Here is a 21,176-nt window from a genome sequence, read left to right as displayed (position 1 = left end):
TAAGCTAAACAGTTTCTTACTTATTATTACAGTTTTAAACAGGGCGCTTTAAACAATCTATACATGTGATAAAAAAAGAGTGCAGGTTAAAATTAAAGACTAACTTATAAGCCAAGCTATTAAAATTTAAATCATTTTAATAGCTTGTTCATTAGTGCTTAGCTGGGGCTAACAAATCTCATCGAGTAAATGCATCACACGTTCGCTGGCTGCTTCCATTTTATGAATATGCTTAATTGCAGATTCTTTATCGCCATTTTGAATTGAGTGCAGAGCCGCAACACCATTTTTATGTACTTCACTATGCGGGTTTTCTAATTGTTTAAATGCATTGGTGTGTTTAAATTCGGCAGACTGCTCTGAACTATACCACTGGCCTAATCGGCACATTGTATGGTCGCTAAAGTCATTAACTGACTTGTTGCTTTGGCCATTTGCTACTGCATAAATGTCACCTTTCCATACAACATGATCTAGTTTAACGGTTTGAATAAACGACAACGTAGCAGCCTGAGAAATCGTATTTTTCATGTTGTTACAAAAATCGATAATTGAAGTGTAATCGGTATTCAGTGCATCAAAATTATCACTTAGGTGCGAACTATTTTCTTTAATACCTTCTACTGATACCACTGTTTCATCTGTTTTGTTAATAATTTCTTTTACTAGGTCGGCCACTTCTTGCGCTGACTTATTCGTGTTTGTTGCTAGCACCCTTACTTCATCTGCTACAACACTAAAGCCTCGGCCAGCTTCACCCGCACGGGCAGCTTCAATAGCAGCGTTAAGTGCTAATAAATTTGTTTGATCTGATATTTTACTAATTGTTGAAACAAACGTACTGATTTTACCGGCCATGCTAGCTAGGCCTGAAATGTTTTCAGTCATGCTTCCCATTTTACTGGTCATTAAATCCATTTCTTTGACAATATGATTTAGCGAGCTATTTGATTTTTCGAGCAGGGTGTTTATCTTATCGCTTACTTTGTTTTCTTCATCAATTTTAGAGTAAGAGCCCAATACGGTTTGTCTTATATCTTCGATTTGAGCAACACCATTTATAGAGCTGGAAAGTAATGAGTGAGTGAAACTATGATCTTCATTATTATTTGGGTTATTTAACTCTTCAATTAGAGAAGTATTTTCATTGATAAGCGTTGTATTTTTATTACGTAAACTCTCAATTTCTTTTTTTAGTTGGTCATTTTCGTTTTTCAATATCGAGTAGGTTGAACTTAAAACAAACATATTTAGACCTTGATTTTTAAAAAATAATTTACATTTAGTTATCATTATAGAGGTAAAATTTTATTGAGCCTATATTTATAATCACTGTTTGTTATTAAAAAGTGACTAAGCGTTTACCTACATTCTCTTATTTGTTTCAGTTAACTCCTTTTTAACTCTCTGTATACCCATGTCCTAATAAACAAAGCCACTTTTTATTAATTATAAAGTGGCTTTGTTTGGTTGGACTAACGCATAGTAAGTTGTTGGTTTATTTCTTCAAAAATACTCGCGTCGTCTATGGTTGAAGGTATTTGTAGTTCGTCGCCATCAATAAGTTGGCGTAAGTTTTTACGTAGTATTTTTCCGGAACGAGTTTTAGGTAAGCGCTCTACGCTAACTATATTTTTTAAACACGCTATGGCGCCAATTTGATTGCGCACTGAGGCAATAAGTGCTTTTTCGACTTCTTCGCTTGACCCTGTAAAGTCATTTTTAAGTACAATCATGCCCATTGGGAGCTGGCCTTTTAGTGGGTCGTTAACACCAAATACAGCGCATTCGGCAACCGCAGGATGAGCCGCTACAATTTCTTCCATTTCGCCGGTAGAAAGTCTGTGGCCTGCAACGTTTATAACGTCATCAGTGCGGCCCATTATGAATAAGTAGCCGTCTTCATCTATATATCCGCCATCGCCAGAGAGGTAGTAGCCCTCGTATTCACTTAAATAACTGGCTTTAAAGCGGGCTGTGTCTTGCCAAATAGAGGGTAAGCATCCGGGTGGTAAAGGTAGTTTTATAACTACGGCCCCTTGTTCGTTAGCTGCGCATTCATTACCGTCCATGTCGAGTATACGAACATCAAATCCCGGTGTAGGTACGGTTGAGCTGCCAGGTTTGGTTGTTAATGTTTCTATCCCTACTGGATTACACGCAATGGCCCAGCCTGTTTCGGTTTGCCACCAATGATCGAGTACCGGAAGTTGAGTTTTCTCTTTTAGCCAATTGTATGTGGGCGGATCGAGGCGTTCGCCTGCTAAAAATAATCGTTTTAAACTAGAGGTATTGTATTTTTTAAAGCCTTCAGCAGTAGGATCTTCTTTTTTGATTGCTCTAAATGCTGTGGGGGCACTAAATAAGGCGCTTACTTTATATTCTTCCACTACTCGCCAAAAAGCAGTGGCGTCGGGAGTGCGCACAGGTTTGCCCTCATATAATACGGTTGCACATCGGTACATTAATGGTGCATACACAATATAAGAGTGCCCAACTACCCAGCCAATATCTGAGGCGGCCCAAAATACCTCGCCTGGCTCCATACCGTAAACAGTTTTCATACTGTAGTTCATCGCTACGGCGTGCCCGCCATTTTCACGTACAACACCCTTTGGGGCGCCTGTTGTACCTGAAGTATATAAAATATAAAGTGGATCGTTGCCATTTAAAGGTGTTGGATCTGCCGCCTGTGCGGTTTGCATTGCGTGTGTCCAATCTATATCGCGTTCGTTGACCATATTGGCAGTAACTTGGTCGCGCTGATAGATAATACAGTGATCTATTTTATGATTGGCAAGCTCTATGGCGTCATCAATAAGTGGCTTGTATTCAATGATGCTATCGACCTCTACACCGCAAGAAGCGCTCAGTATGAGTTTAGGTTTTGCATCGTCTATACGCACAGCTAGTTCATGCGCTGCAAACCCACCAAATACTACGGAGTGTATAGCGCCCAGGCGAGCACAAGCTAACATACCAATAACAGCTTGTGGGATCATGGGCATGTAAATCACTACACGATCGCCTTTTTGTACACCAAGTGCTTTTATTACGCCTGCAAATTTAGCGACTTCTTGTTGTAGTTGATTGTAAGTATAAGTTTGCTTTGTATTGGTAACAGGCGAGTCGTAAATCAGCGCAGTTTGGTCACCAAAGCCTGCAATTACGTGTTGGTCGAGCGCTAGAAAGCTGGTATTTAATTGTCCATCACTAAACCAATGATAAAGGCCGTCTTTATCCTGCGTATATGCTTGGTTTGGTGTTTTGTACCAGGGAATGTTTTTACTTTGTTCTAGCCAAAACTGGGCTGGGTTTTGTTTAAAGCTCGTGTATTGCTGTTTATACAGGCCTGACATAATAGGCTCCTAAAACTAAATATGTATGAGAGACCTTACAAAAGGTAGGCTTTTTTATGTGCCTAGGCTATTCGACCTTGGTCGGCTAAAAGTTAATCACATGGTTAATATGCAGCTGCAGTGAGTTTGACAAATTAAGGCGCGCGGCTCAGCATAGCCTCATATTTGTAAGGAATTAATTGTATGAGTAACGACGTTAGAGTGGGTGTTGCCGTTATTATTATGCGACAAAACACTATTTTATTAGGTGAGCGCATTGGTGCGCATGGTGCAAATACATGGGCAACGCCGGGTGGACATTTAGAATTTGGCGAAAGCGTTGAGCTGTGTGCAATGCGCGAGGTATTTGAGGAAACAGGGCTGAATGTTAGTCAAATAACTAAGCTTGATTTTACTAACGATATTTTTATTGCTGAAAACAAACACTACATTACTTTGTACGTAAAAGCTGATTACGAAGGTGGTGAGCCTGTGCTAAACGAGCCAAATAAATGTATACAGTGGCGCTGGTGCGATATTAATAACTTACCTTCACCACTGTTTACATCACTTAAAAACTATTTAACTACAGCAACACTTACGGCTTAGTTGATGGGCTTAATATTAACTTTTTAAAGCTCACTTGTGCGTAGTCACCGTTTTGTTTGTCGAGTGCCCACTCGCCTGTGCCTAAACAGCCAGGGTACCAAATACCTTTAGACGATTTAGTACTACATTGGTTATAAGCACCGGCCTTGAAATAATGCCAATCGGCAGCATAACCATGCGGGTGATCTTTGTCGTCCACTTTGCCGTTGGCATCAACATTGTTTCCTAAGTTAATTGAGTAGTTAACATCCTCTTTGCCTTTTGCGCTAAAGGTAAGGTGCATTACATTACCATGTACGTTTACGGTATAGCTAAAATCTTCACCAAGCGCTATACCTTCAACACCCGGATCATTAGGGTTTTCCCACGTGTTTCCCCATACTGGGTATGTAATATCAGTTCGGTTAGAATCTGTTTTTGGTAAGTTACGTTCATAGTTCCAAAAAACGGAGCCCATTTTATGGTCGGGCCATTTTTTGTAATAAATTTTAAGAGGCTCATTACCCCAACCATAACCCAGTTTTGTATCTATTAGGGCTTGGTCTTTCCCCGCATGAATTTGTCCTACCACCACAGAATATGCGGCTTTTTTACTTGAGTCTGTTGCGCGTAATGCCACATGATCAACCTTCAACGTGGCTTCCATTTTTCCACCTACAGAGCCAAAGCGCTCAGAGAGTGGGTGAACAGCTAATGCAAAATTATTTTTTGAACTTTTTGTTTTTATTTTTGTGTTAGTACCGCGGATCATTTGCCTTAACTCACTGCGGGTGTTGGTAGAGTTAGCGCTGGTTAAAGCTTTATTTGGCGAGGTGAATACCATGTAACCTTGATCGTCAAGATAGAAAAAATCAGGGTGCGCGTAAGTTTGAATTTCTTCAACATCAATTGTGTCTATTTTACCGTCGTTGTTTAAATCAACAGGTACGTTTATTTTCCATTGTGATAAATCAAACTTTGATGCAGGAACAGGTGTATTGCTATCAATAGGTGTGCTTGTATTTGCGCAGCCCATAAACAGCAAGGGAGTAATAGCAGCCAGTGCTGTGAGTTTAAAAGTAGATGTTAGATTTTTCATTGTTGTCTCTGTGTGATGATGTTAATGAAGGACAATATCGACCTTGATTAATGTTAATCTAACATACCAATTTAAAATATCAACATTACCAATTGCTGTGTTTTTTATTTTTTACTTTTAGGTTTGGTTATACCAATTTGGTTTTTGAGCTTTTTTTAATGTATTTACGTTGTGCCTTTTTAATATGCTTTGTGAGCCATTTTGTCATTTTTGGCATGAGTTCTGGTGCAAAATTATGGCCCATACCAGGCACTATTTTTAGTTTTGCCTTTTTTATTAGCATGGCCGTTTTTTTACCTTCACCCACATTAATGACTACATCATGACTACCATGAATGACCAATGTAGGTGTTTTAATTTTTCGAATTAAATGTTGTCTATCTTTACTGGCAGCCATTGCAATGAGCTGGCGTTTGTAGCCATTAGGGTTGTTTGAACGCTCAACTATTTGTGTTGCATGAAGCCGAAGGGCGGCTTCTGTTTGTGGGTAAGCTGGGCTGCCAATTAGTTGGTTTAGTTTAATGTTGTAATTAATTGCTTCATCACGGCTTGGTGTTTTTGGTTTTAATTTGGCAAGCTTAATAAATACGCCAATGCTTTTAGCGCTCAGTCTTGGCAAGCTTGAACTTGACATAATAGCGGTTAAGCTCAGTACCTTTTTTTTATGTTGCGCCGCAATTAGCTGGGCAATCATTCCACCCATGGATGCGCCAACAAAGTGGGCTTTTTTAATTTTAAGGGCGCTCATAAGCGACAATACATCGTTTGCCATATCATCGAGCAAATAGGGAGTTCGGCTTTGTATGGGAAGGCGCTTACTCAGCCAAGATTTCACTAAACTAGGGGAGGGGTAATGATCCAAATGAGTCGACAGTCCGCTATCACGGTTATCAAAACGGATAACTCTAAAGCCATTGTTAACCAAACCATAGTATAGTGAATCTGGCCATACGGTCATCTGAGCACCCAAACCCATTATTAGAATAACGGTAGGAGAGTGTTTATTGCCTTCATCTTGATAGTTAAGCGTTATACCGTGCGGTGTTTTAATTGTTCGCATAGCCAAGTTAGGTTATCAGCTTTACTAAAATTTTAGTGCGTATTTATTACAGTTTATTGGCAGTGGTAGGAAGCGGAAGTTTCCATTTGTTTAAAATTGCTTCGTACTCACCGCTTTTCTTAATTATTACAAGTGCTTGCGATAAGGCGTTGGCTGTACTTTCTTCAAGCATTTTATTACTGGCAAAATAAAGCGTTGAAGGAAAGTTATCTAAGTGAATGCGCTTGGTGATAAGGTTTGGATCTAAGCCCGACATTTTTAACTCGTTTTCTAATGTGAGTGTATTCATTAAGGCAAAGTCGATACGTTTTTTGTAAAGCATTTGCCAAAGTTGCTGGTAGTAGCTCACCAATACTAAATTTTTGTCTTCTTTAAAGCCCATTTGCTTTAAATACTTAGCACTTGAGTACCCGCGAATAGTGCCTATTTTATAAAACTTAGTGTGGTTTAAGTGTGTGGCTTGTGCTTTATTGCTTTTTAAGCTAACCACGTAAGCGTCGGTAAAATAAACACTGCCTAACCATTTAAAGTTATTTGTGCGCGTAGGAGTTTTTAATAAAGAAAGTAAAATAGTGTTTGGATTACTTTCAAGCTCGTGAAATGCGCGCGCCATGGGCATTATTTCAAATTTAGCGTTTAATGATGTGATTTTTAAAACGGCTTTGGCTATGTCAACAAGCGCGCCATCGGCTTGACCATTCTCGTTTTTAAAGTGATAAGGGTGCAAATCTTCGGCAATAAAGTTTACTGTACTCATTGCATTTACCGCAGTACAAAACATAAATACAAAGGCGCTAATTACAACACGCAGGTACATAAAAAAGTCTTTTTTAGCCAACATTGGTTGAGTTTAAATAATATTGCCTGAAATATAAACTTAAATGTTTAATAAAAGTAAATCAAAGTAAAATTACCCCATCTTCGTTTTAAAGTATTCTAGTGGGCTGCACGAATACCAGCGTTTAAAAGCACGATTAAAAGAGCTTTGATCTTTAAATCCGAGCAGCAATGCTAGCTGTGCTAAATTAGGTTTATTAGGCAGTTCGTTAATACGTCGCTTTCGCTCGTTTTCAAGCATGAGGGCAAACGTTGTACCGTGCAATTTTAAGTGCCGTTGCAAGGTGCGTGGTGTCATACTTAGGGCATTTGCAGTGCGTATTAACGTACAATTTTGTAAATCGAGCTTTGCCATTAAAATTTGGCTGACATTTTCAGTTATATTTTGCTGGTTAGTAAAATGACTTAATTGCTGATCAGATACTTGCTTTAGTGCTAAATAAATAGCAGCGTTATCAGTTTTAAAGTTCAGGTTTAAATAGCTACTCGGAAAACAAATTTCGTTGTGTTTTGCATTAGTTAAAATTGGGCAATTAAACCATGTTGCTAGCGTATTTATCTGCGGTTGAGTAAAGTGATATTGAAAGCTAACTTGTGTCGGTGATAATTCGTTATTGAGTAATTGGCGTACAACACTCACCCAAGCTGTCATATTTCTTAATACTACTTGTTCATTACATTGAGCATGAGGAAACCAGCGGATAGTTGCCTGGCTTTTGCGTTGCTCAAATTGTGCTTGACCTATATTAGCGACTAGGCAGTCGTAATTTAAAAGCGCTTGTATAGCGTTGCCTAATCCGTTACTTGACTCGACTAAATATCCCAAAACGCCATAGTCAGCCGTACGAATATGCTGACCTAGTCTAAAGCCAAACAAAGGATCTTTAAGTGTATTTTGAGCATAATTAAGCAATGCGTTATAGCTTTTGAGGCTTATGCGTGGTGATAGTTGTTGTTTTGTACGATTACTAAATTCAGTAAAATTAATTGCCTTTAGAGCATCTTCATTATTTAAACCTTGGCTTTGTAAATAATCAAGAATACTAGAAAAGTAATGATCGGCAATGGTTTGCATTTGTCGCCTAAAGCTAAAAAATGATCGCGTATGAGCAAGTTTGCCACGTTAAATTTTATTATGCTAGAGGCCTTATTTTAAGTATTGGTCACTTATGGTTTCTATAAATTTAAAATGTACTTTATTTGCTCCGCCTGAGAAGGTGGCGGCTGTATTGCTGGAACATGCCTATTTAGAGCGCTTTTTTAATGCTCAATTTTCACAATTAAAACCCCATAATAAAGGTGAAATGAAAGGTGGGGCAGGTGCCATAAGGCAAGTTAAAACGCCGCTTGTTGCTTTTAATGAACAAATTATACATGCCAGCAGTAATCATATTTGCTATCGCATAATGGGTAATAAGCCGGTGGAGAATCATCAAGGAGACATATATTTAACTCCCATTGAGTATGAAGGTAATACAGCTACAGCGCTTAGGTATTGTATCGCCTTTAGGCCACCATGGTGGATGCCGGGTAGCTTAATAAAGTTACTTGTTAAACATGATATATCGCAAGCACTTAAAAAATTACAGCATTATTTTAAGGCGGCACAGCATGACCATTGAAGTAATTTTACTTGCACTTAGTCCCATTTTTTTAGTATTTGTTAGTGTTGAATTTATTAAATACAGGCGTTTTTACGATATAAAAGACAGCATGGCGAATACGGCCTTGGCGTTATTGCACCAAGGTGCTGATGCGGTTTCTTTAATATTACTGATGCCATTATTTAATTGGTTATATGAATACCGCGTGTTCGATATAGAGCTCTCGGTATTTACCGTTTTGTTTGCCTTTATATTTCAAGACTTTTTGTATTATTGGTTTCATAGGGCGTCGCATAATATTCATTGGTTATGGGCTGCACATGTTGTGCATCATAGCTCTACAAAAATGAATTTTACAACGGCATTCAGGCAAAGCTTAATGTATCCCTTAGCAGGTATGTGGGTATTTTGGTTACCCATGATTTTAATCGGCTTTGATCCTATAACGGTACTTACAGTTGTTGCGTTAAACTTGGCATATCAGTTTTTTGTGCATACACAAATAGTTAAAAAACTTGGGTGGTTTGAAAGCGTATTCAATACACCGTCGCATCATCGTGTTCATCACGCTATAAACCGAGAATACTTGGATAAAAATTTTGCAGGCGTACTTATAATCTGGGATAAGTTGTTTGGTACATTTGTTGAAGAAGACTCTAATAAGCCATGTAAGTATGGCATTGTGGGGCAGTTAAATAGCAATAATCCAGTCACAATTACATTTCATCAATGGTGGCATTTAATTAAACAAACTTATACAGCAAAAGGGTTTAAAGCTAAGCTAAGTATTTTATTTGGTTACCCAACTAGTTCGCAGAAAAACAATGATAATGACGTGAGTTATAAAAGTTAAGAGTGGTTATCCACTCTTAACTTTGTTGTTTAAGGAAAGAAACTATTGTGCAGTAGTAATGACTGTATCAATCAAATGAACCACGCCATTGCTAGTGTATATGTCGGTAGTTGTTACGTTACTACCAGCAACTTGCAATGAAGTTGCAGGTAAGCTTACTTGCCACCAAACATTGCCTACACCTTGACCATTTTCATCGCCCGGAGCAGTATCGCCTGAGTAGGTGTATAATGGACGACCTAGATATGCAACCTGCATAGTGCTATCTGCACGAGCAATAAGTGATAAACCCGGTATGTTTTCAATAGAGTCCGCTGTGCCCAGCACTGGTGGCCACGTTGTAGCACATGTATCTTCACATACGCTCATTGACTCACCTAAGTCGTTGTCAAAAACGTAAAGCGTTTTACCCGCAGTGCTATCAGCCATGCCTGTTACTAAGCGTGCGTTGTCTGCATCGTATGCAACACTGTCTGTTGCAGCATTGGTGGTACTAGTAAAGTCGACAATGTTTACACTTATCATGTTTTCAGCAAGCGTAGTGACCATTTTACCGTTTGTTGCAAACGCATCTGTACTACCTACTTGAGCACCTAAAACGTGCTGCGTTAATACGCCGGTTAATGCATCTGTATCAGCGAGTAGCGCGTTTAAGGTATCCGTTGGGATTTTACTAAATGCGGCGTTTGTTGGAGCAAATACGGTGAACGATTTTGTCGTATCATTAAACGTATCAACTAAATCAGCAGCTTGTAAGGCTGTCACTAATGTTGAAAGTGCGTCTGTTTCTGTTGCAACAGTAGCAATTGTTTTGGTAGGTGTGCCTACTTCGGCTGGTGGCATAATGACCTTATTGAGTACATGAATTACACCATTATCGGCTGTTACATTTGCCGCAGTGACGGCAGAGTCGTTGATAAACAGTGCGCTGTCTACGTATGATATGGCGGCCATATCGCCATTTGCCATTTCCACTTTATTATTTTCGCTATTTGCAATGGTGACTGCTGCGTCAGACAAAACGCTTGCATCAGCAACTACATGGTAAAGTAAAATATCGCGAAGTGTATCAGTGTCTGCAAGTAGTGCATCAATAGTGTCTTGGCCAAGCGCTGCAAAAGCGTCATCGGTAGGAGCAAATACTGTAAATGTATTGGTAGGATCAGCAACTAAAGTGTCTAACCCTGTAGCACCTAGTGCGGCAATCAGTGTTGTAAAGTTACCATTATCGCTGGCAACATCAGCAATTGTACCAAAGCTTTCAGGCAGTGTTACATCAGCCACAATAACTGAATCGATTACATGAATTACCCCATTAGTTGTAGCAATGTCTTTAACCACAATATTGGCACCACCAAACATTAACATGTCTGTTTCGGCATTAATTGTAATTGGAAGAGAGTTGCCTAGCAGCGTTTCTGCAGATTGACCATTTAATGACATAGCAGTTACCGAATCAACCGCGCCAGTCAAAACATGTTGCTTTAAAATGTCGCCAAGTACATCTGGGTTTGCTAAAAGCGTATTGATCATTTTGCTACCAACGGCTTCAAAGGCCGCGTCGGTGGGGGCAAAAACAGTGAACTGTGCTGATTCGTCGCTTAATGCTGCTGTTAAACCCGCAGCGTCTAATGCAGCAAGTAACGTGGTGAATCCACCTGCCTGTTGTGCTGTTTCGACGATATTGGTAGTTGGTGCTGCTTCAGCAGTGGCGATAGGCATAAGTACTGCATCAATTACATGAATGATGCCGTTGTCAGTTGCAATGTCAGTCATGGTTACTGTGCTTGTGTTTATTAACAAGCTATCGCCATTTAACGATAAAGCGACTTTGCCGCCGTTTACAGTGTCAACCGTTGTACCAGCAAGACCAATTGCTGCTTCAGCGTTAACGCTACCTGAAACTACGTGATAAGTAAGTATTGAACTAAGTGTATCTGTATCTGCTAGCAATCCGTTTATTGTGTCTTCGCCAAGTAGCGCAAAGGCATCATCGGTAGGAGCGAAAACAGTAAATTCTTGGCTAGTGTCGGCAAGAGTATCGTCTAAACCTGTTGCCTCTAGTGCTGCAACTAAAGTGGTAAAGTTACCCGCGTCTCTTGCTACGTCAACAATGGTTGAAGATGATTCGGGCTCAACTTGTACAGGGGTGTTATCGTCATCATCGTCATTACACCCTTGTGCTAGCAACAAGGGAAATGTAATGAGGCATACCTTCAGTAATTTGTTCATGACCTGATCCTTCTGTGTGAGATGTAATTAACAATCTCGTAACGTTACGGGCATTTTTTTATAATGGATCAAGTTTGTTTGAGTGTTTTTTGAACGCTTGTAGCTGTGAAGTTTGTTCGGGATTAAACTATTTATCGCTTTTTACTACGTGGTGCCCCAAATAAAATAAATATATGACAAGCACATACAGATAAAAAAGCACTAATACCCAGTGCTCCACCATAATTATTAATTTTAGGAACTAAATATTCAAATAAGATCGCAAAAATCATTGCTGCACTGGTTATTGTATATACACCAAAACGCTTTGGCGCACTCATACCAATAAACGTACCACCAAAAAAAATGGCACTATAAAGCTCGGGCTGTAAGTTAAAATAATAAAAAAAATAGTAAGCAATTATAGATAAGCCGGAAGAGGCGCTAACAGGGCTAAAAGGCTTATGTTTGGCAAGTAAAAATGTTAGTAAAGCGCCGCAAAATGCTATGGCAGGGTATTCTATTGTCATAAAAAAGAACCTTTAGCTAGAGCAAATACAGTAACGCTTACAAATGCAATACTTCCTAATTTTCCCCCAAAACCAGAAAATAAATTTAAAGTAAGTACATATAAACATGCGCCTATAAGTGAAATAAACCCCAGTTCCCAGTAGCTGCTAATTAAACTCGACGAGCACATGCCAGCAAAACTCCCTGCATAGATAGCAGCGCTCGGGTGGTTTTTAAATAACTGAGAAAAAGGAATAAATGAGCCCGTAAGCCCTACTGAGGATGCAGCAATAACTGCAGGTATATTAAATACAGTGTGCAATACAAAGCACAGTAAGCAGCCAATAAAAAAAGCGATGAATTTTACGAGGAAGAATTTAAGCATAGGGCGCTTAGTTTAAAGTAACTCGGGAATGTTTAAAAGCAGTGCTTACTATTGCGAGTCAATAGTTAAAAAAATCAAATAAAGCTACCGTAAGGTTTAAATATGCTCAAAAGAAGTGTTTTGTGTAATGTAAATTACAATTTATGTATAATATAGAAAACTTATTAAAGATTAAGAAATAACCAAAGGTAATTTATGTCTAATTGTTTGCATTTGGCAATTCCGGCCGGCGACTTAGAAGTAGCTAAAACATTTTATTGTGACGTACTCGGTTGTAAAACCGGTAATAGTGAAGAGGGTCTTTGGGTCGACATCGACTTTTGGGGTAACGAACTTACATTACACCAAAGCGTTGAACGATTACCTACTGTTCGCCATGATGTAGATATGGGGGCGGTTGCGGTTCCTCATTTTGGCATTCACTTATCTGAAGATGAATTTAACAATTTAAAAAAACGTATAGAAGATGCTGGCTTAGAATACCTAGATAAGCCATATCGTCGATTCATTGGCGATGAATTTGAGCAAGAAACATTTTTTATCGAAGATACTAATGGCAATGTGCTCGAAATGAAAACCATGGTTAACCCCGAGGTTTTATTTAGAAAAGTATAACTTTTATAAAAAGCCACTTTTTAGTGGTTTTTTTATGTGAAAAATTTGACGATTTTATAGATCGACTAACGTAAGCGGTGTTGCTTTTCTTTTTAGCTTTTCATGGTACATAGCAGCATCGCCAGCTTTTAAAAGGTCATCAATGTTTTTAGGTGGGTCACTAAATACAGCACTACCAACACTCGCTTTTATGGCTAATTGTTCAGTATTATGATCAATAAAGAGTTTGGCTAATTCAGTTTTAAAAAAATGAACTTTTGGACTTACCTGAGCCTTAGTATAAAAGTGCGCTAGCACTACAAATTCATCACCTCCTAAACGTCCTATGGCATCGTTACTGCGCACAATAGCTTTTAAGTGGTGAGCAACTTTACACAGTGCTTGGTCTCCAACGGCGTGACCGTGAGTGTCATTTATTTGTTTAAAGTCATCTAAATCTATATAAATTAAACAGAGCACACCGCCACTTTTTATATGATGCTCTATTAAATCTGCCGATTTTTTACACCATCCCCTACGGTTTAAAATACCACAAAGGTGATCATAATCGGCTTCGGTTTCGGCGCGTTTTTTTGCAATCCTCATCCGACTAATACGCCTTGAAACCGCCACGGCGAGTAAAAATGACTCTACAGCAAAAGCTATAATTAACCCGTAGCGACGCATAAATGGACTTTCGTCTATTAATAATATTCTAAAAATCATACTGACAAATACAAAGCTTAGAGCAATAAACACCAGTGTTGCTTCACGAATGCCTTTGCGTGCTTGCAAAGCGGAAAGCACAAAGACACACCCTACAATACAAAGCGTTACATAGCCTGTAGCTTTACTTAAAAGAGCCCATACTTGAGGGGTTTTAAAGAGTATTTGTAAAACGCTAAATAACATGACAACTGCAGCTAAACACTTTAAGGCAGTATCTACTTTTGGCCAACTTGTTTTGATTTGTAAAAGAGCGCAAATAAACCATGTCGCGCTTAGAACACATAGGCCAATAAATAAAAGGTATATGTTAAATAAACTGCTACTGTGCTGCGAGGTTAAAAATAAATACAGCTGCCCTTCTTGCATAAGAATAAAGCCACCAATACAAAAAATGTATAAGCTGTAGAGCTTAAATGTATCGTCGTTAAGGCGGCTCCCCATAATTAATACATACAATATAAGCGTGATACACAAGCCGTAAAACAGCCCTAATATTAGGTTTTGTTGTTGGCTTTTTTGTATAAATACAGGCATTGGTTGCCACTTAAATACCGGGCGAAACTCGACTGGAGAATACAAAGTTAATAGGGCGGTTGTTGCACCTGAGTCGATAAAATAAGCTGGTTTGTTGTATCTAATTGGGTTGTGTATTTCATCGTTTTGACGCCACTCAAAGCGCTCAAGGGTAGAGCGGTTAAAGCTAAGAACACCAGCTTGCTGTAACTGGCAATTTACAGAGTATTGAACTCTGCCAGATTGAATTTTTAGTCTTAAAGGCGTTTGTTTATTTAATGTGTTTACTGAAGTGATTTGTGGACTAATTTGGTTAATTTCACAATGTTGATTTGCAAATGCAGACTTATTAAATAAAAGATTAGAAAAAACAAAAATAACACCTAACAGCAAATACCTTTTTAGTTGCGTTTTAAGAGTGTTAGGTAGGAAAAGTGCATTAAACTTTTTGTAAGCCATAGGCGCAAGATAAAAATACTACATAATTTTATATTAGCAGAGCCCATTCATTTAGCTATTTAATTGAGGTACGACCTCGCTTGGCGTTTTATTAAAGTGGCGCTTAAACTCACGGCTAAACTGCGAGGGGCTGGTGTAACCTACCTTCAATGCGGCCTCATTTGCTTTACTACCGTTGTTTGTAATGAGTTCTTTTGCTTTTGCTAAGCGTACTTTTTTTAAGTATTGCAATGGCGATTCAAAGGTCACTTGTTTAAAGGCACGATGAAACGACGACACACTCATATTTACCTCTTCAGCCAAGCCTTCAACCGTAATTTGATCTGCATAGCTTTTATGCATAGTAGAAAGCGTTCGAGCTATTCGGGCGTAGTGCCCATCGTGCATAGCAAGGCCAATTAAGGTATGACCCTGAGGGCCACAAAGTACACGGTATACCAGCTCTTTTATTATGTCTTGCCCAAAAATTTCGGCCTCTAAAGGGTTATTAAGTGCGCTTAATAAACGATGAGTTACTTGCTCCATAGCACCATCTATTTTTGCTGATTGTACACCGCTCATTTGCCCAGAAGTAAACGGTGTATATTCGCCCATTTGGTTTACTAACTTATGCAATGTTACTGGGTTTATATCAATTACTACGCCCATTACCGGTAGGCCATTATCAGTAAAGGCTTCGCACTCAAGGGGGACGGGGACACCCAAAACAAGGTAGTCGCCTGCACCATATTTTATTTGATGATCAGGAAAATGAATAATTTTATGCCCTTGACCAACTAAAATAATACCAGAGTTATAAATGAGTGGCTGACGAGGTGAGCTTTTACTCGCACGATGAAAATAAACACCGGGAATAATCGTTTTCGTTACGCCTTCAAAGTTGAGCAAATCATTTTGTTCGGCGTATTGCTGCAACATACTGGCTATAGTGGGCATTAAAAAACCTTGTGTCGTACAAATTTTGCGTAAAATAACAATGTTGGCAGTATTAGGCAAGCTTTAGGCATTTATTAGGCTTTTTTAATGTTTGTTTTGCCACTAATATGCACTCATTGAAATTTAGTTTAGTGAGTAACTAAGTACTCTACTTAGTATTTAACCGTCACCTAGGAGCAAAATAATGAAATTTAGCTACGTAAATCCAACACTTATTCAGTTCGGCCAACAGCAAATTGCATCACTAACTGATTTGATCGCAAAAGATCAAAAAGTATTAGTCGTTTACGGCGGTGGTTCTATTAAAAAAAATGGCGTGTACGACCAAGTTGTTGCCGCACTTGAAGGTTTTGATTGGGTCGAGTTTTCGGGCGTTGGTGCAAATCCAACTGTTGAGGTACTAGATCAAGCCGTAAACATTTGTAAAGAACAAGATATCGACTTTGTATTAGGTGTAGGCGGCGGCTCTGTAATTGATGGCGTTAAATATGTTGCAGCGGCCGCATTATACGACGGTGAAGGCTGGGATATATTAACGGGTAAATACAAAATCACAAAAGCTCTACCTCTGGGGGCTGTACTTACGTTACCTGCAACGGGCTCTGAATCAAATCAGAACTCGGTTGTTAGTAAAGAAGCAACACAACAAAAACTACCGTTTGCATCACCTGAAGTACTGCCTAAATTTGCGATTATGGACCCAGATGTAATGAAAACATTACCGCAGCGCCAACTTGTAAACGGGTTAGTTGATGCGTGGGTACATACCTGTGAACAATACTTAACTTTCCCACAAAATGCGTTAGTACAAGAAGGTTATGCAGAGGCACTTTTAAGAACGCTTAAAACGCTGGGCGATAACTTTGAAAACCAAGACGATGCATGGCGTGCAAACTTAATGTGGGCTGCAAACCAAGCACTTAATGGCTTAATTGGTTCAGGCGTTTCACAAGATTGGGCAACACACATGATTGGGCACGAGCTTACAGCCGCTTACGGTGTTGACCATGCACGTTCACTTGCTATTGTTCAGCCTTCTTTACTACGTAACCAGTTTGACGTTAAGAAAGCGAAGCTAGAGCAAATGGGTAAAAACGTATTTGGCTTAGCGCAATCTGATGATTTAGCAGAGCAAACAATTCAAGCAATTGAGGCGTTTTACCACAGCTTAGATGTAGCCACTGTGCTTACTGAGCATGGCGATGACAAAGCCGCCGCTATTGACAATATTATTGGTAAACTTGAAGCGCATGGCATGCTAGCACTTGGTGAAAACCAGGCGATTACACTCAAACAAAGCCGTGAAATTTTAGAGCAAGCAGTTGCTTAAGCACTAATAAGTAATATAAAACTAAAAGCCGCTAACTTTTTATGGTAGCGGCTTTTTTTGTACTAAAAATTTTTAGTCTTTAGCAGAAAAGGTAAGTGAATAACTGTACTGTTTTTTTTCTAGTAAATATTCTTTATGTGTACTTGGGCTCCACGAGTCATCGCCGCCAACCCCCATATGTTGATGATCAATATGTACATGTAAGCAATCATCAGCTACTAGCTCATTGGTGTGCTTTGCTTGCGTTAACATGTTTTGTGAGTACTCGCTGGCGGCAAATAAAAACGCACCAGTAACGTTTAAGTTATTAATGCTTAGTAATTGGCAATCACTACGTACGCCATTATCGGTTGGGAATATATACGGTGTATGTAGCTCATTATATTGTGCGCTGTAATACCCTAAGCGCGCAGCCGCTTTGCGATCTGGGTAGTTTTCAAATGGGCCTAAACCAAGCCAATTTACTTGTGTATCGCTTGGTTTATTAAGTGTTGTGCTTAACCCTATACGTGGCATGGGTGGCAAAGTGTCGTTTAGTTGTACATCAACATTTAAGCTAATTTCACCGGTATTATTAAGTGTATAAAGCCAAGTTGTTTTTGCTTGTACTGCGCCATTAAATTCATAACTAAATACACATGTAATACGTATATCTTTGTTTGATTGCACGACTTCAAACAAGCGACATGTACGCTGCCACTGCCCAATACCCGCTCTTAGCCAGCGCGCTTCCCATGCATTAGGATCTAGGTTATCTACTTCGCTTACGCCTATGTCGTTATCAAGCGGGGCGCGGTAAAAATTATCAACTAATGGGCTTTTAATAACTTGGGTTTGATTGTGTAGCCATTGCTCAATAAGGCCTGATTGGCTATTAAACACAAGTTTAAAGGTATCGCCTTCAATACTTATCTTCGTATCGGTTTCACTAATATTTACAGTGCCATGTGCTGAAGCAGCTACTAAAGCGGGCTTAAATGTATCAGCGCTTAAACTTTGGCTATTTATAAGCTTAAATTGCTCGGTGTTTAATACATGCTCGGCACTTGCAAAGCTGCAGTCGTTAATAAGTACTACATCTAAATTAAGGTGATATTGCGCACCTGCTTTAAACACCGTTTTTGTATTAACAGTTAGCGTTTGCGTGCTTTGCGGAGCAATACTAATAATTTGCTCGCCTTGCTCTATACATTGGCCATTTTCTATTAACTGCCAAACCAGTTTTTCGTTATCGGTTACTCTAAATACATAATCGCTAAATACATCAACGGTGTATTGGTTTTGAGTTTGCTCTCGCAGCGTAAATTGTAAATGTTGCTGGCTGTATTTAGCTTCAAACAGGCTTGGGTGCGGTGTACGGTCTGGAAATAGTAAGCCGTTTATACAAAATTGGCGGTCGTTTAGTTCATCACCAAAATCGCCACCATAAGCCCAGTAGTGCTTACCGTTCTCGTCAGTTTTAGATAAACCTTGGTCTACCCAATCCCAAATAAAGCCGCCTTGCAAACGCGGGTATTCTCTAAATGCTTGCCAGTAATCGTCAAAGCTACCTAGGCTGTTACCCATTGCATGAGCGTATTCACATAAAATAAGTGGACGCGTTTCGCCCGGTAGGCTCAACCACTTTTTAATTGAATATTTAGGTACGGCGTCATCGGCAAGGTGCGTATCTACACGGGCGTACATAGGGCAAATAATGTCGGTAGCGGTAGTATTTGCGCCGCCACCTTCGTATTGCACTGGGCGCGATGGATCAAAGCTTTTTGACCAGCCGTACATTGCATCGTGGTTGGCACCGTGCCCGCATTCGTTACCCAATGACCAAATAATAATAGAGGCGTGGTTTTTATCGCGCTCAACCATTTGCGTATAGCGCGACATAAATGCGCCAGCCCACTGCGGGTCGCTTGCAAGCCTACCCATTGGGAACATGCCGTGAGTTTCTATATTGGCTTCGTCTACTACGTATAAACCTAACTCGTCACACAGCTCGTAAAAACGAGGGTGGTTAGGGTAGTGAGCGGTACGTACTGCATTAAAGTTATTTTGCTTCATCAGCTTAATATCTTCAATCATGTCGGCAGTGCTCACCGTGTGGCCGTTTTCTGGGTGATGCTCGTGGCGATTAACACCGCGAATAAGCAGCGGCTTGCCGTTTAAGCAAAGCTGCCCGTTAAGCATTTCTACTTTTCTAAAGCCAATGTTGTAGGCTTCTGCATCTACAGTGTTGCCTTGCTCATCTAATAAGCTTACAACACAGCGATATAGAGTCGGGGTTTCGGCTGTCCACTTTTTAGGGCTTTGTATATCAATTGTTTGAAATACGACATCGCTCCAGCCGCCTTTTTCATCAACGCGTTTATTGTTAGTGTTTTGTATTTGTGGCTCACACAGTGCCTGTTCACCATCAAAAACCTGTACTGCTACTTGGTAGTTATTTGGCGCATCTATTGCGGTTTTTATATGCAAAGTGGCATCGCGGTAGCAGGCGTCTAAATCTGGGGTTATAAATACATCGCGTATTTGGTTTTGTGGTTTGGTAAGTAAATTAACATCGCGGAATATACCGCTTAGCCACCACATGTCTTGATCTTCTAGGTAACTGCCATCGCTCCAACGGATAACCATAACCGCAATGCGGTTGGTGCCAGCCAATAACAGCTCGCTTAAATCAAATTCGCTGGGTAAGCGGCTATCTTGCGAGTAGCCCACCCATTGTCCGTTACACCAAAGGTGAAACGCCGAGTTAACGCCTTCAAAAATAATATGGTTACGCTGAGCTAATTGCTCCGCCGTAATAGTAAACTCTGTGCGGTAGCAACCTGTTGGGTTATCGCTTGGTACAAATGGCGGGTTTACGGCAAATGGGTATTTAACGTTGCAGTAAATAGGTTTATCAAAGCCGTGTAATTGCCAGTTAGAAGGCACTGGAATACTTTGCCAGTCGCTGGCGAGTGCCTCACTTAGTAATGACTCATCAACCGCTTCGGGTTTATCAAATAATTTAAAATCCCACTGGCCGTTTAAACTTTGTTTTTGTGATTGCGTGTTTGTACGGGCATGGTCAACGCTTTTAAAACCATTAAGTGGGCTGTGTGCTTTTACTTGATTAACTTGCACCGAAATAGGGTTTTCCCAATCGCGACGGTTAATTATGTGCTGTAGTGAGTTCATTAGTGTCCTATTGCATGTGTGGCAATTATAGTGGCTTAAATATAGCTAAAATAATGCGTTGCGGTTATGCTTAAAGCTCTCTTTTATTTATCCAAAACTATCATTTTAAATTATGCGCAACACCATTGTAGATGTACTCGATATTGGCCCTACTTGTATAGAGCGGTTTATTGACGTAGCGGCTTTAGCACAAGCCTCAGATTTGGAACTTACGCTAGCTGGGTGCTCTAACTTATCTGGGCGATATTGTGTTGCGCGCTCATCGCCTTTGGAGCACACACTGTTTTATACGTTATCAGGTCAAGGAAAGTTGGTTACAGAACATAACCAATATACATTGACAGCGAATACGCTCATTGTGTTACCCGCCAAGCAAGGCTTTGAAGTTAAAATTGATGCTGCGCATTGGGATGTTATTTGGTTAAACCTTGCAAATACTAATCGTTGGAAACACTTAAACTTAGTTGAGGCGCTGGTACTTTATGATCAAAAATTACAGCCGCTGCACTTTGCAATGGAGCTTTTATACAGCGAAAGTAACGCTACTTTGCGCGAAGGCGTTATGCCTATTTTAAGTCACTACTTAAACACTACGCTTCAAAGCGAGCCGAAAATAGGCGGGCACAACCGGTTAACTAGTTTGTTTTTAGAGATAGAAGAGCGCCTTCAGTTTGATTGGACAATAGACGCCATGTGCGAACAAGTACATTACTCAGCACCGCATTTACACAGGTTATGCCAGGCACAATTTGGTAAAAGCCCAATGCAGCAGCTTATTTATTTACGCATTAAACGGGCTAAAAACTTGCTACTAAATACCCGCTGGCCGGTTGCCCATATTGCCGCTTACGTGGGGTACCCTAATATATTTAATTTTTCAAAACGGTTTAAAAAATCAGTGGGTGTGTCACCAAGTGAATTTAGAAAATAACGTGAGCGGCTCTCTACATTTGAAT

General features: G+C 39.8%; 18 protein-coding genes. 6 read left to right on the top strand and 12 right to left on the bottom strand.

Translation table 11 applies throughout. The annotated features are described in order from the left end of the window. Positions 1–168 precede the first annotated feature (168 nt). Entirely contained in the window at positions 169–1,248 is a 1,080-nt protein-coding gene (locus tag R0J88_RS06100) for a methyl-accepting chemotaxis protein (protein ID WP_008128866.1), read from the bottom strand. 227 nt (positions 1,249–1,475) lie between these two features. Next, positions 1,476–3,359: a propionyl-CoA synthetase gene (locus R0J88_RS06095; protein ID WP_410899415.1), complete on the bottom strand. Its 1,884-nt coding sequence runs from the start codon at positions 3,357–3,359 to the stop codon at positions 1,476–1,478. Between the two features lie 183 nt (positions 3,360–3,542). Here R0J88_RS06095 and R0J88_RS06090 point away from each other — a divergent pair, with 183 nt between their 5' ends. Further along, positions 3,543–3,947: a nucleotide triphosphate diphosphatase NUDT15 gene (locus R0J88_RS06090; protein WP_410899414.1), complete on the top strand. Its 405-nt coding sequence runs from the start codon at positions 3,543–3,545 to the stop codon at positions 3,945–3,947. On the opposite strand, the gene R0J88_RS06085 is transcribed toward R0J88_RS06090, so the two are convergent. The 4 genes from R0J88_RS06085 to R0J88_RS06070 form a co-directional block, all read right to left on the bottom strand. After that, entirely contained in the window at positions 3,937–5,025 is a 1,089-nt protein-coding gene (locus R0J88_RS06085) for a polysaccharide lyase family 7 protein (RefSeq protein WP_410899413.1), read from the bottom strand. The genes R0J88_RS06090 and R0J88_RS06085 overlap by 11 nt on opposite strands. A gap of 127 nt (positions 5,026–5,152) precedes the next feature. Beyond that, the gene (locus tag R0J88_RS06080) at positions 5,153–6,085 is read right to left on the bottom strand and encodes an alpha/beta fold hydrolase (protein ID WP_410899412.1); all 933 of its coding nucleotides are present in this window, start codon (positions 6,083–6,085) and stop codon (positions 5,153–5,155) included. Positions 6,086–6,131: 46 nt separating this feature from the next. Further along, the gene (locus R0J88_RS06075; RefSeq protein WP_410899411.1) at positions 6,132–6,902 is read right to left on the bottom strand and encodes a substrate-binding periplasmic protein; all 771 of its coding nucleotides are present in this window, start codon (positions 6,900–6,902) and stop codon (positions 6,132–6,134) included. Positions 6,903–6,995: 93 nt separating this feature from the next. Continuing rightward, on the bottom strand, positions 6,996–7,997 hold the full coding sequence (locus R0J88_RS06070) for an AraC family transcriptional regulator ligand-binding domain-containing protein (RefSeq protein ID WP_410899410.1): 1,002 nt from the start codon (positions 7,995–7,997) through the stop codon (positions 6,996–6,998). Positions 7,998–8,091: 94 nt separating this feature from the next. On the opposite strand from R0J88_RS06070, the gene R0J88_RS06065 reads away from it, so the two are divergent. Both R0J88_RS06065 and R0J88_RS06060 read left to right on the top strand, forming a co-directional pair. Further along, complete coding sequence (locus R0J88_RS06065) at positions 8,092–8,544, top strand: SRPBCC family protein (RefSeq protein WP_410899409.1); 453 nt, start codon at positions 8,092–8,094, stop codon at positions 8,542–8,544. Next, positions 8,534–9,379 (top strand): sterol desaturase family protein, encoded by an 846-nt coding sequence (locus tag R0J88_RS06060; protein WP_006791828.1) that lies wholly within the window; start codon positions 8,534–8,536, stop codon positions 9,377–9,379. The genes R0J88_RS06065 and R0J88_RS06060 overlap by 11 nt, the downstream gene beginning before the upstream one ends. A 42-nt stretch (positions 9,380–9,421) precedes the next feature. On the opposite strand, the gene R0J88_RS06055 is transcribed toward R0J88_RS06060, so the two are convergent. From R0J88_RS06055 to R0J88_RS06045, 3 genes are all read right to left on the bottom strand, one after another. After that, entirely contained in the window at positions 9,422–11,611 is a 2,190-nt protein-coding gene (locus R0J88_RS06055; RefSeq protein WP_410899408.1) for a fasciclin domain-containing protein, read from the bottom strand. Between the two features lie 131 nt (positions 11,612–11,742). Beyond that, the gene (locus R0J88_RS06050; RefSeq protein WP_006791830.1) at positions 11,743–12,120 is read right to left on the bottom strand and encodes a hypothetical protein; all 378 of its coding nucleotides are present in this window, start codon (positions 12,118–12,120) and stop codon (positions 11,743–11,745) included. Further along, positions 12,117–12,485 carry a hypothetical protein gene (locus tag R0J88_RS06045; RefSeq protein WP_006791831.1) on the bottom strand — a complete coding sequence of 123 codons (369 nt, stop codon included), beginning with the start codon at positions 12,483–12,485 and terminating at the stop codon, positions 12,117–12,119. The genes R0J88_RS06050 and R0J88_RS06045 overlap by 4 nt, the downstream gene beginning before the upstream one ends. 195 nt (positions 12,486–12,680) lie before the next feature. Here R0J88_RS06045 and R0J88_RS06040 point away from each other — a divergent pair, with 195 nt between their 5' ends. After that, on the top strand, positions 12,681–13,100 hold the full coding sequence (locus tag R0J88_RS06040; RefSeq protein WP_410899407.1) for a VOC family protein: 420 nt from the start codon (positions 12,681–12,683) through the stop codon (positions 13,098–13,100). A gap of 54 nt (positions 13,101–13,154) precedes the next feature. Here the strand turns inward: R0J88_RS06040 and R0J88_RS06035 are convergent, their stop codons facing one another. Then, on the bottom strand, positions 13,155–14,780 hold the full coding sequence (locus R0J88_RS06035) for a diguanylate cyclase (protein WP_410899406.1): 1,626 nt from the start codon (positions 14,778–14,780) through the stop codon (positions 13,155–13,157). A gap of 51 nt (positions 14,781–14,831) precedes the next feature. Continuing rightward, positions 14,832–15,716, bottom strand: coding sequence for an AraC family transcriptional regulator (locus tag R0J88_RS06030; protein ID WP_008128897.1), 885 nt, complete (start codon positions 15,714–15,716; stop codon positions 14,832–14,834). A gap of 184 nt (positions 15,717–15,900) precedes the next feature. Between R0J88_RS06030 and R0J88_RS06025 the strand changes: the two genes are divergently transcribed. Beyond that, on the top strand, positions 15,901–17,046 hold the full coding sequence (locus R0J88_RS06025; protein WP_410899405.1) for an iron-containing alcohol dehydrogenase: 1,146 nt from the start codon (positions 15,901–15,903) through the stop codon (positions 17,044–17,046). A 72-nt stretch (positions 17,047–17,118) separates the two neighbouring features. Here R0J88_RS06025 and R0J88_RS06020 read toward each other — a convergent pair whose 3' ends face one another. After that, entirely contained in the window at positions 17,119–20,220 is a 3,102-nt protein-coding gene (locus tag R0J88_RS06020) for a beta-galactosidase (protein ID WP_410899404.1), read from the bottom strand. Positions 20,221–20,332: 112 nt separating this feature from the next. On the opposite strand from R0J88_RS06020, the gene R0J88_RS06015 reads away from it, so the two are divergent. Then, positions 20,333–21,151 (top strand): helix-turn-helix transcriptional regulator, encoded by an 819-nt coding sequence (locus R0J88_RS06015; protein WP_410899403.1) that lies wholly within the window; start codon positions 20,333–20,335, stop codon positions 21,149–21,151. Positions 21,152–21,176: the final 25 nt, after the last annotated feature.

Origin of the sequence: Pseudoalteromonas sp. SIMBA_162 (genome assembly GCF_046535955.1) — a bacterium.
Lineage (GTDB): Bacteria > Pseudomonadota > Gammaproteobacteria > Enterobacterales > Alteromonadaceae > Pseudoalteromonas > Pseudoalteromonas marina.
This window is presented reverse-complemented; position numbering and strand designations above follow the sequence as displayed.

Coding starts and splice junctions, on each gene's coding strand:
- R0J88_RS06100 (WP_008128866.1), bottom strand. CDS start 1,248: ATGTTTGTTTTAAGTTCAACCTACTCGATATTGAAAAACGAAAATGAC.
- R0J88_RS06095 (WP_410899415.1), bottom strand. CDS start 3,359: ATGTCAGGCCTGTATAAACAGCAATACACGAGCTTTAAACAAAACCCA.
- R0J88_RS06090 (WP_410899414.1), top strand. CDS start 3,543: ATGAGTAACGACGTTAGAGTGGGTGTTGCCGTTATTATTATGCGACAA.
- R0J88_RS06085 (WP_410899413.1), bottom strand. CDS start 5,025: ATGAAAAATCTAACATCTACTTTTAAACTCACAGCACTGGCTGCTATT.
- R0J88_RS06080 (WP_410899412.1), bottom strand. CDS start 6,085: ATGCGAACAATTAAAACACCGCACGGTATAACGCTTAACTATCAAGAT.
- R0J88_RS06075 (WP_410899411.1), bottom strand. CDS start 6,902: ATGTACCTGCGTGTTGTAATTAGCGCCTTTGTATTTATGTTTTGTACT.
- R0J88_RS06070 (WP_410899410.1), bottom strand. CDS start 7,997: ATGCAAACCATTGCCGATCATTACTTTTCTAGTATTCTTGATTATTTA.
- R0J88_RS06065 (WP_410899409.1), top strand. CDS start 8,092: ATGGTTTCTATAAATTTAAAATGTACTTTATTTGCTCCGCCTGAGAAG.
- R0J88_RS06060 (WP_006791828.1), top strand. CDS start 8,534: ATGACCATTGAAGTAATTTTACTTGCACTTAGTCCCATTTTTTTAGTA.
- R0J88_RS06055 (WP_410899408.1), bottom strand. CDS start 11,611: ATGAACAAATTACTGAAGGTATGCCTCATTACATTTCCCTTGTTGCTA.
- R0J88_RS06050 (WP_006791830.1), bottom strand. CDS start 12,120: ATGACAATAGAATACCCTGCCATAGCATTTTGCGGCGCTTTACTAACA.
- R0J88_RS06045 (WP_006791831.1), bottom strand. CDS start 12,485: ATGCTTAAATTCTTCCTCGTAAAATTCATCGCTTTTTTTATTGGCTGC.
- R0J88_RS06040 (WP_410899407.1), top strand. CDS start 12,681: ATGTCTAATTGTTTGCATTTGGCAATTCCGGCCGGCGACTTAGAAGTA.
- R0J88_RS06035 (WP_410899406.1), bottom strand. CDS start 14,780: ATGGCTTACAAAAAGTTTAATGCACTTTTCCTACCTAACACTCTTAAA.
- R0J88_RS06030 (WP_008128897.1), bottom strand. CDS start 15,716: ATGCCCACTATAGCCAGTATGTTGCAGCAATACGCCGAACAAAATGAT.
- R0J88_RS06025 (WP_410899405.1), top strand. CDS start 15,901: ATGAAATTTAGCTACGTAAATCCAACACTTATTCAGTTCGGCCAACAG.
- R0J88_RS06020 (WP_410899404.1), bottom strand. CDS start 20,220: ATGAACTCACTACAGCACATAATTAACCGTCGCGATTGGGAAAACCCT.
- R0J88_RS06015 (WP_410899403.1), top strand. CDS start 20,333: ATGCGCAACACCATTGTAGATGTACTCGATATTGGCCCTACTTGTATA.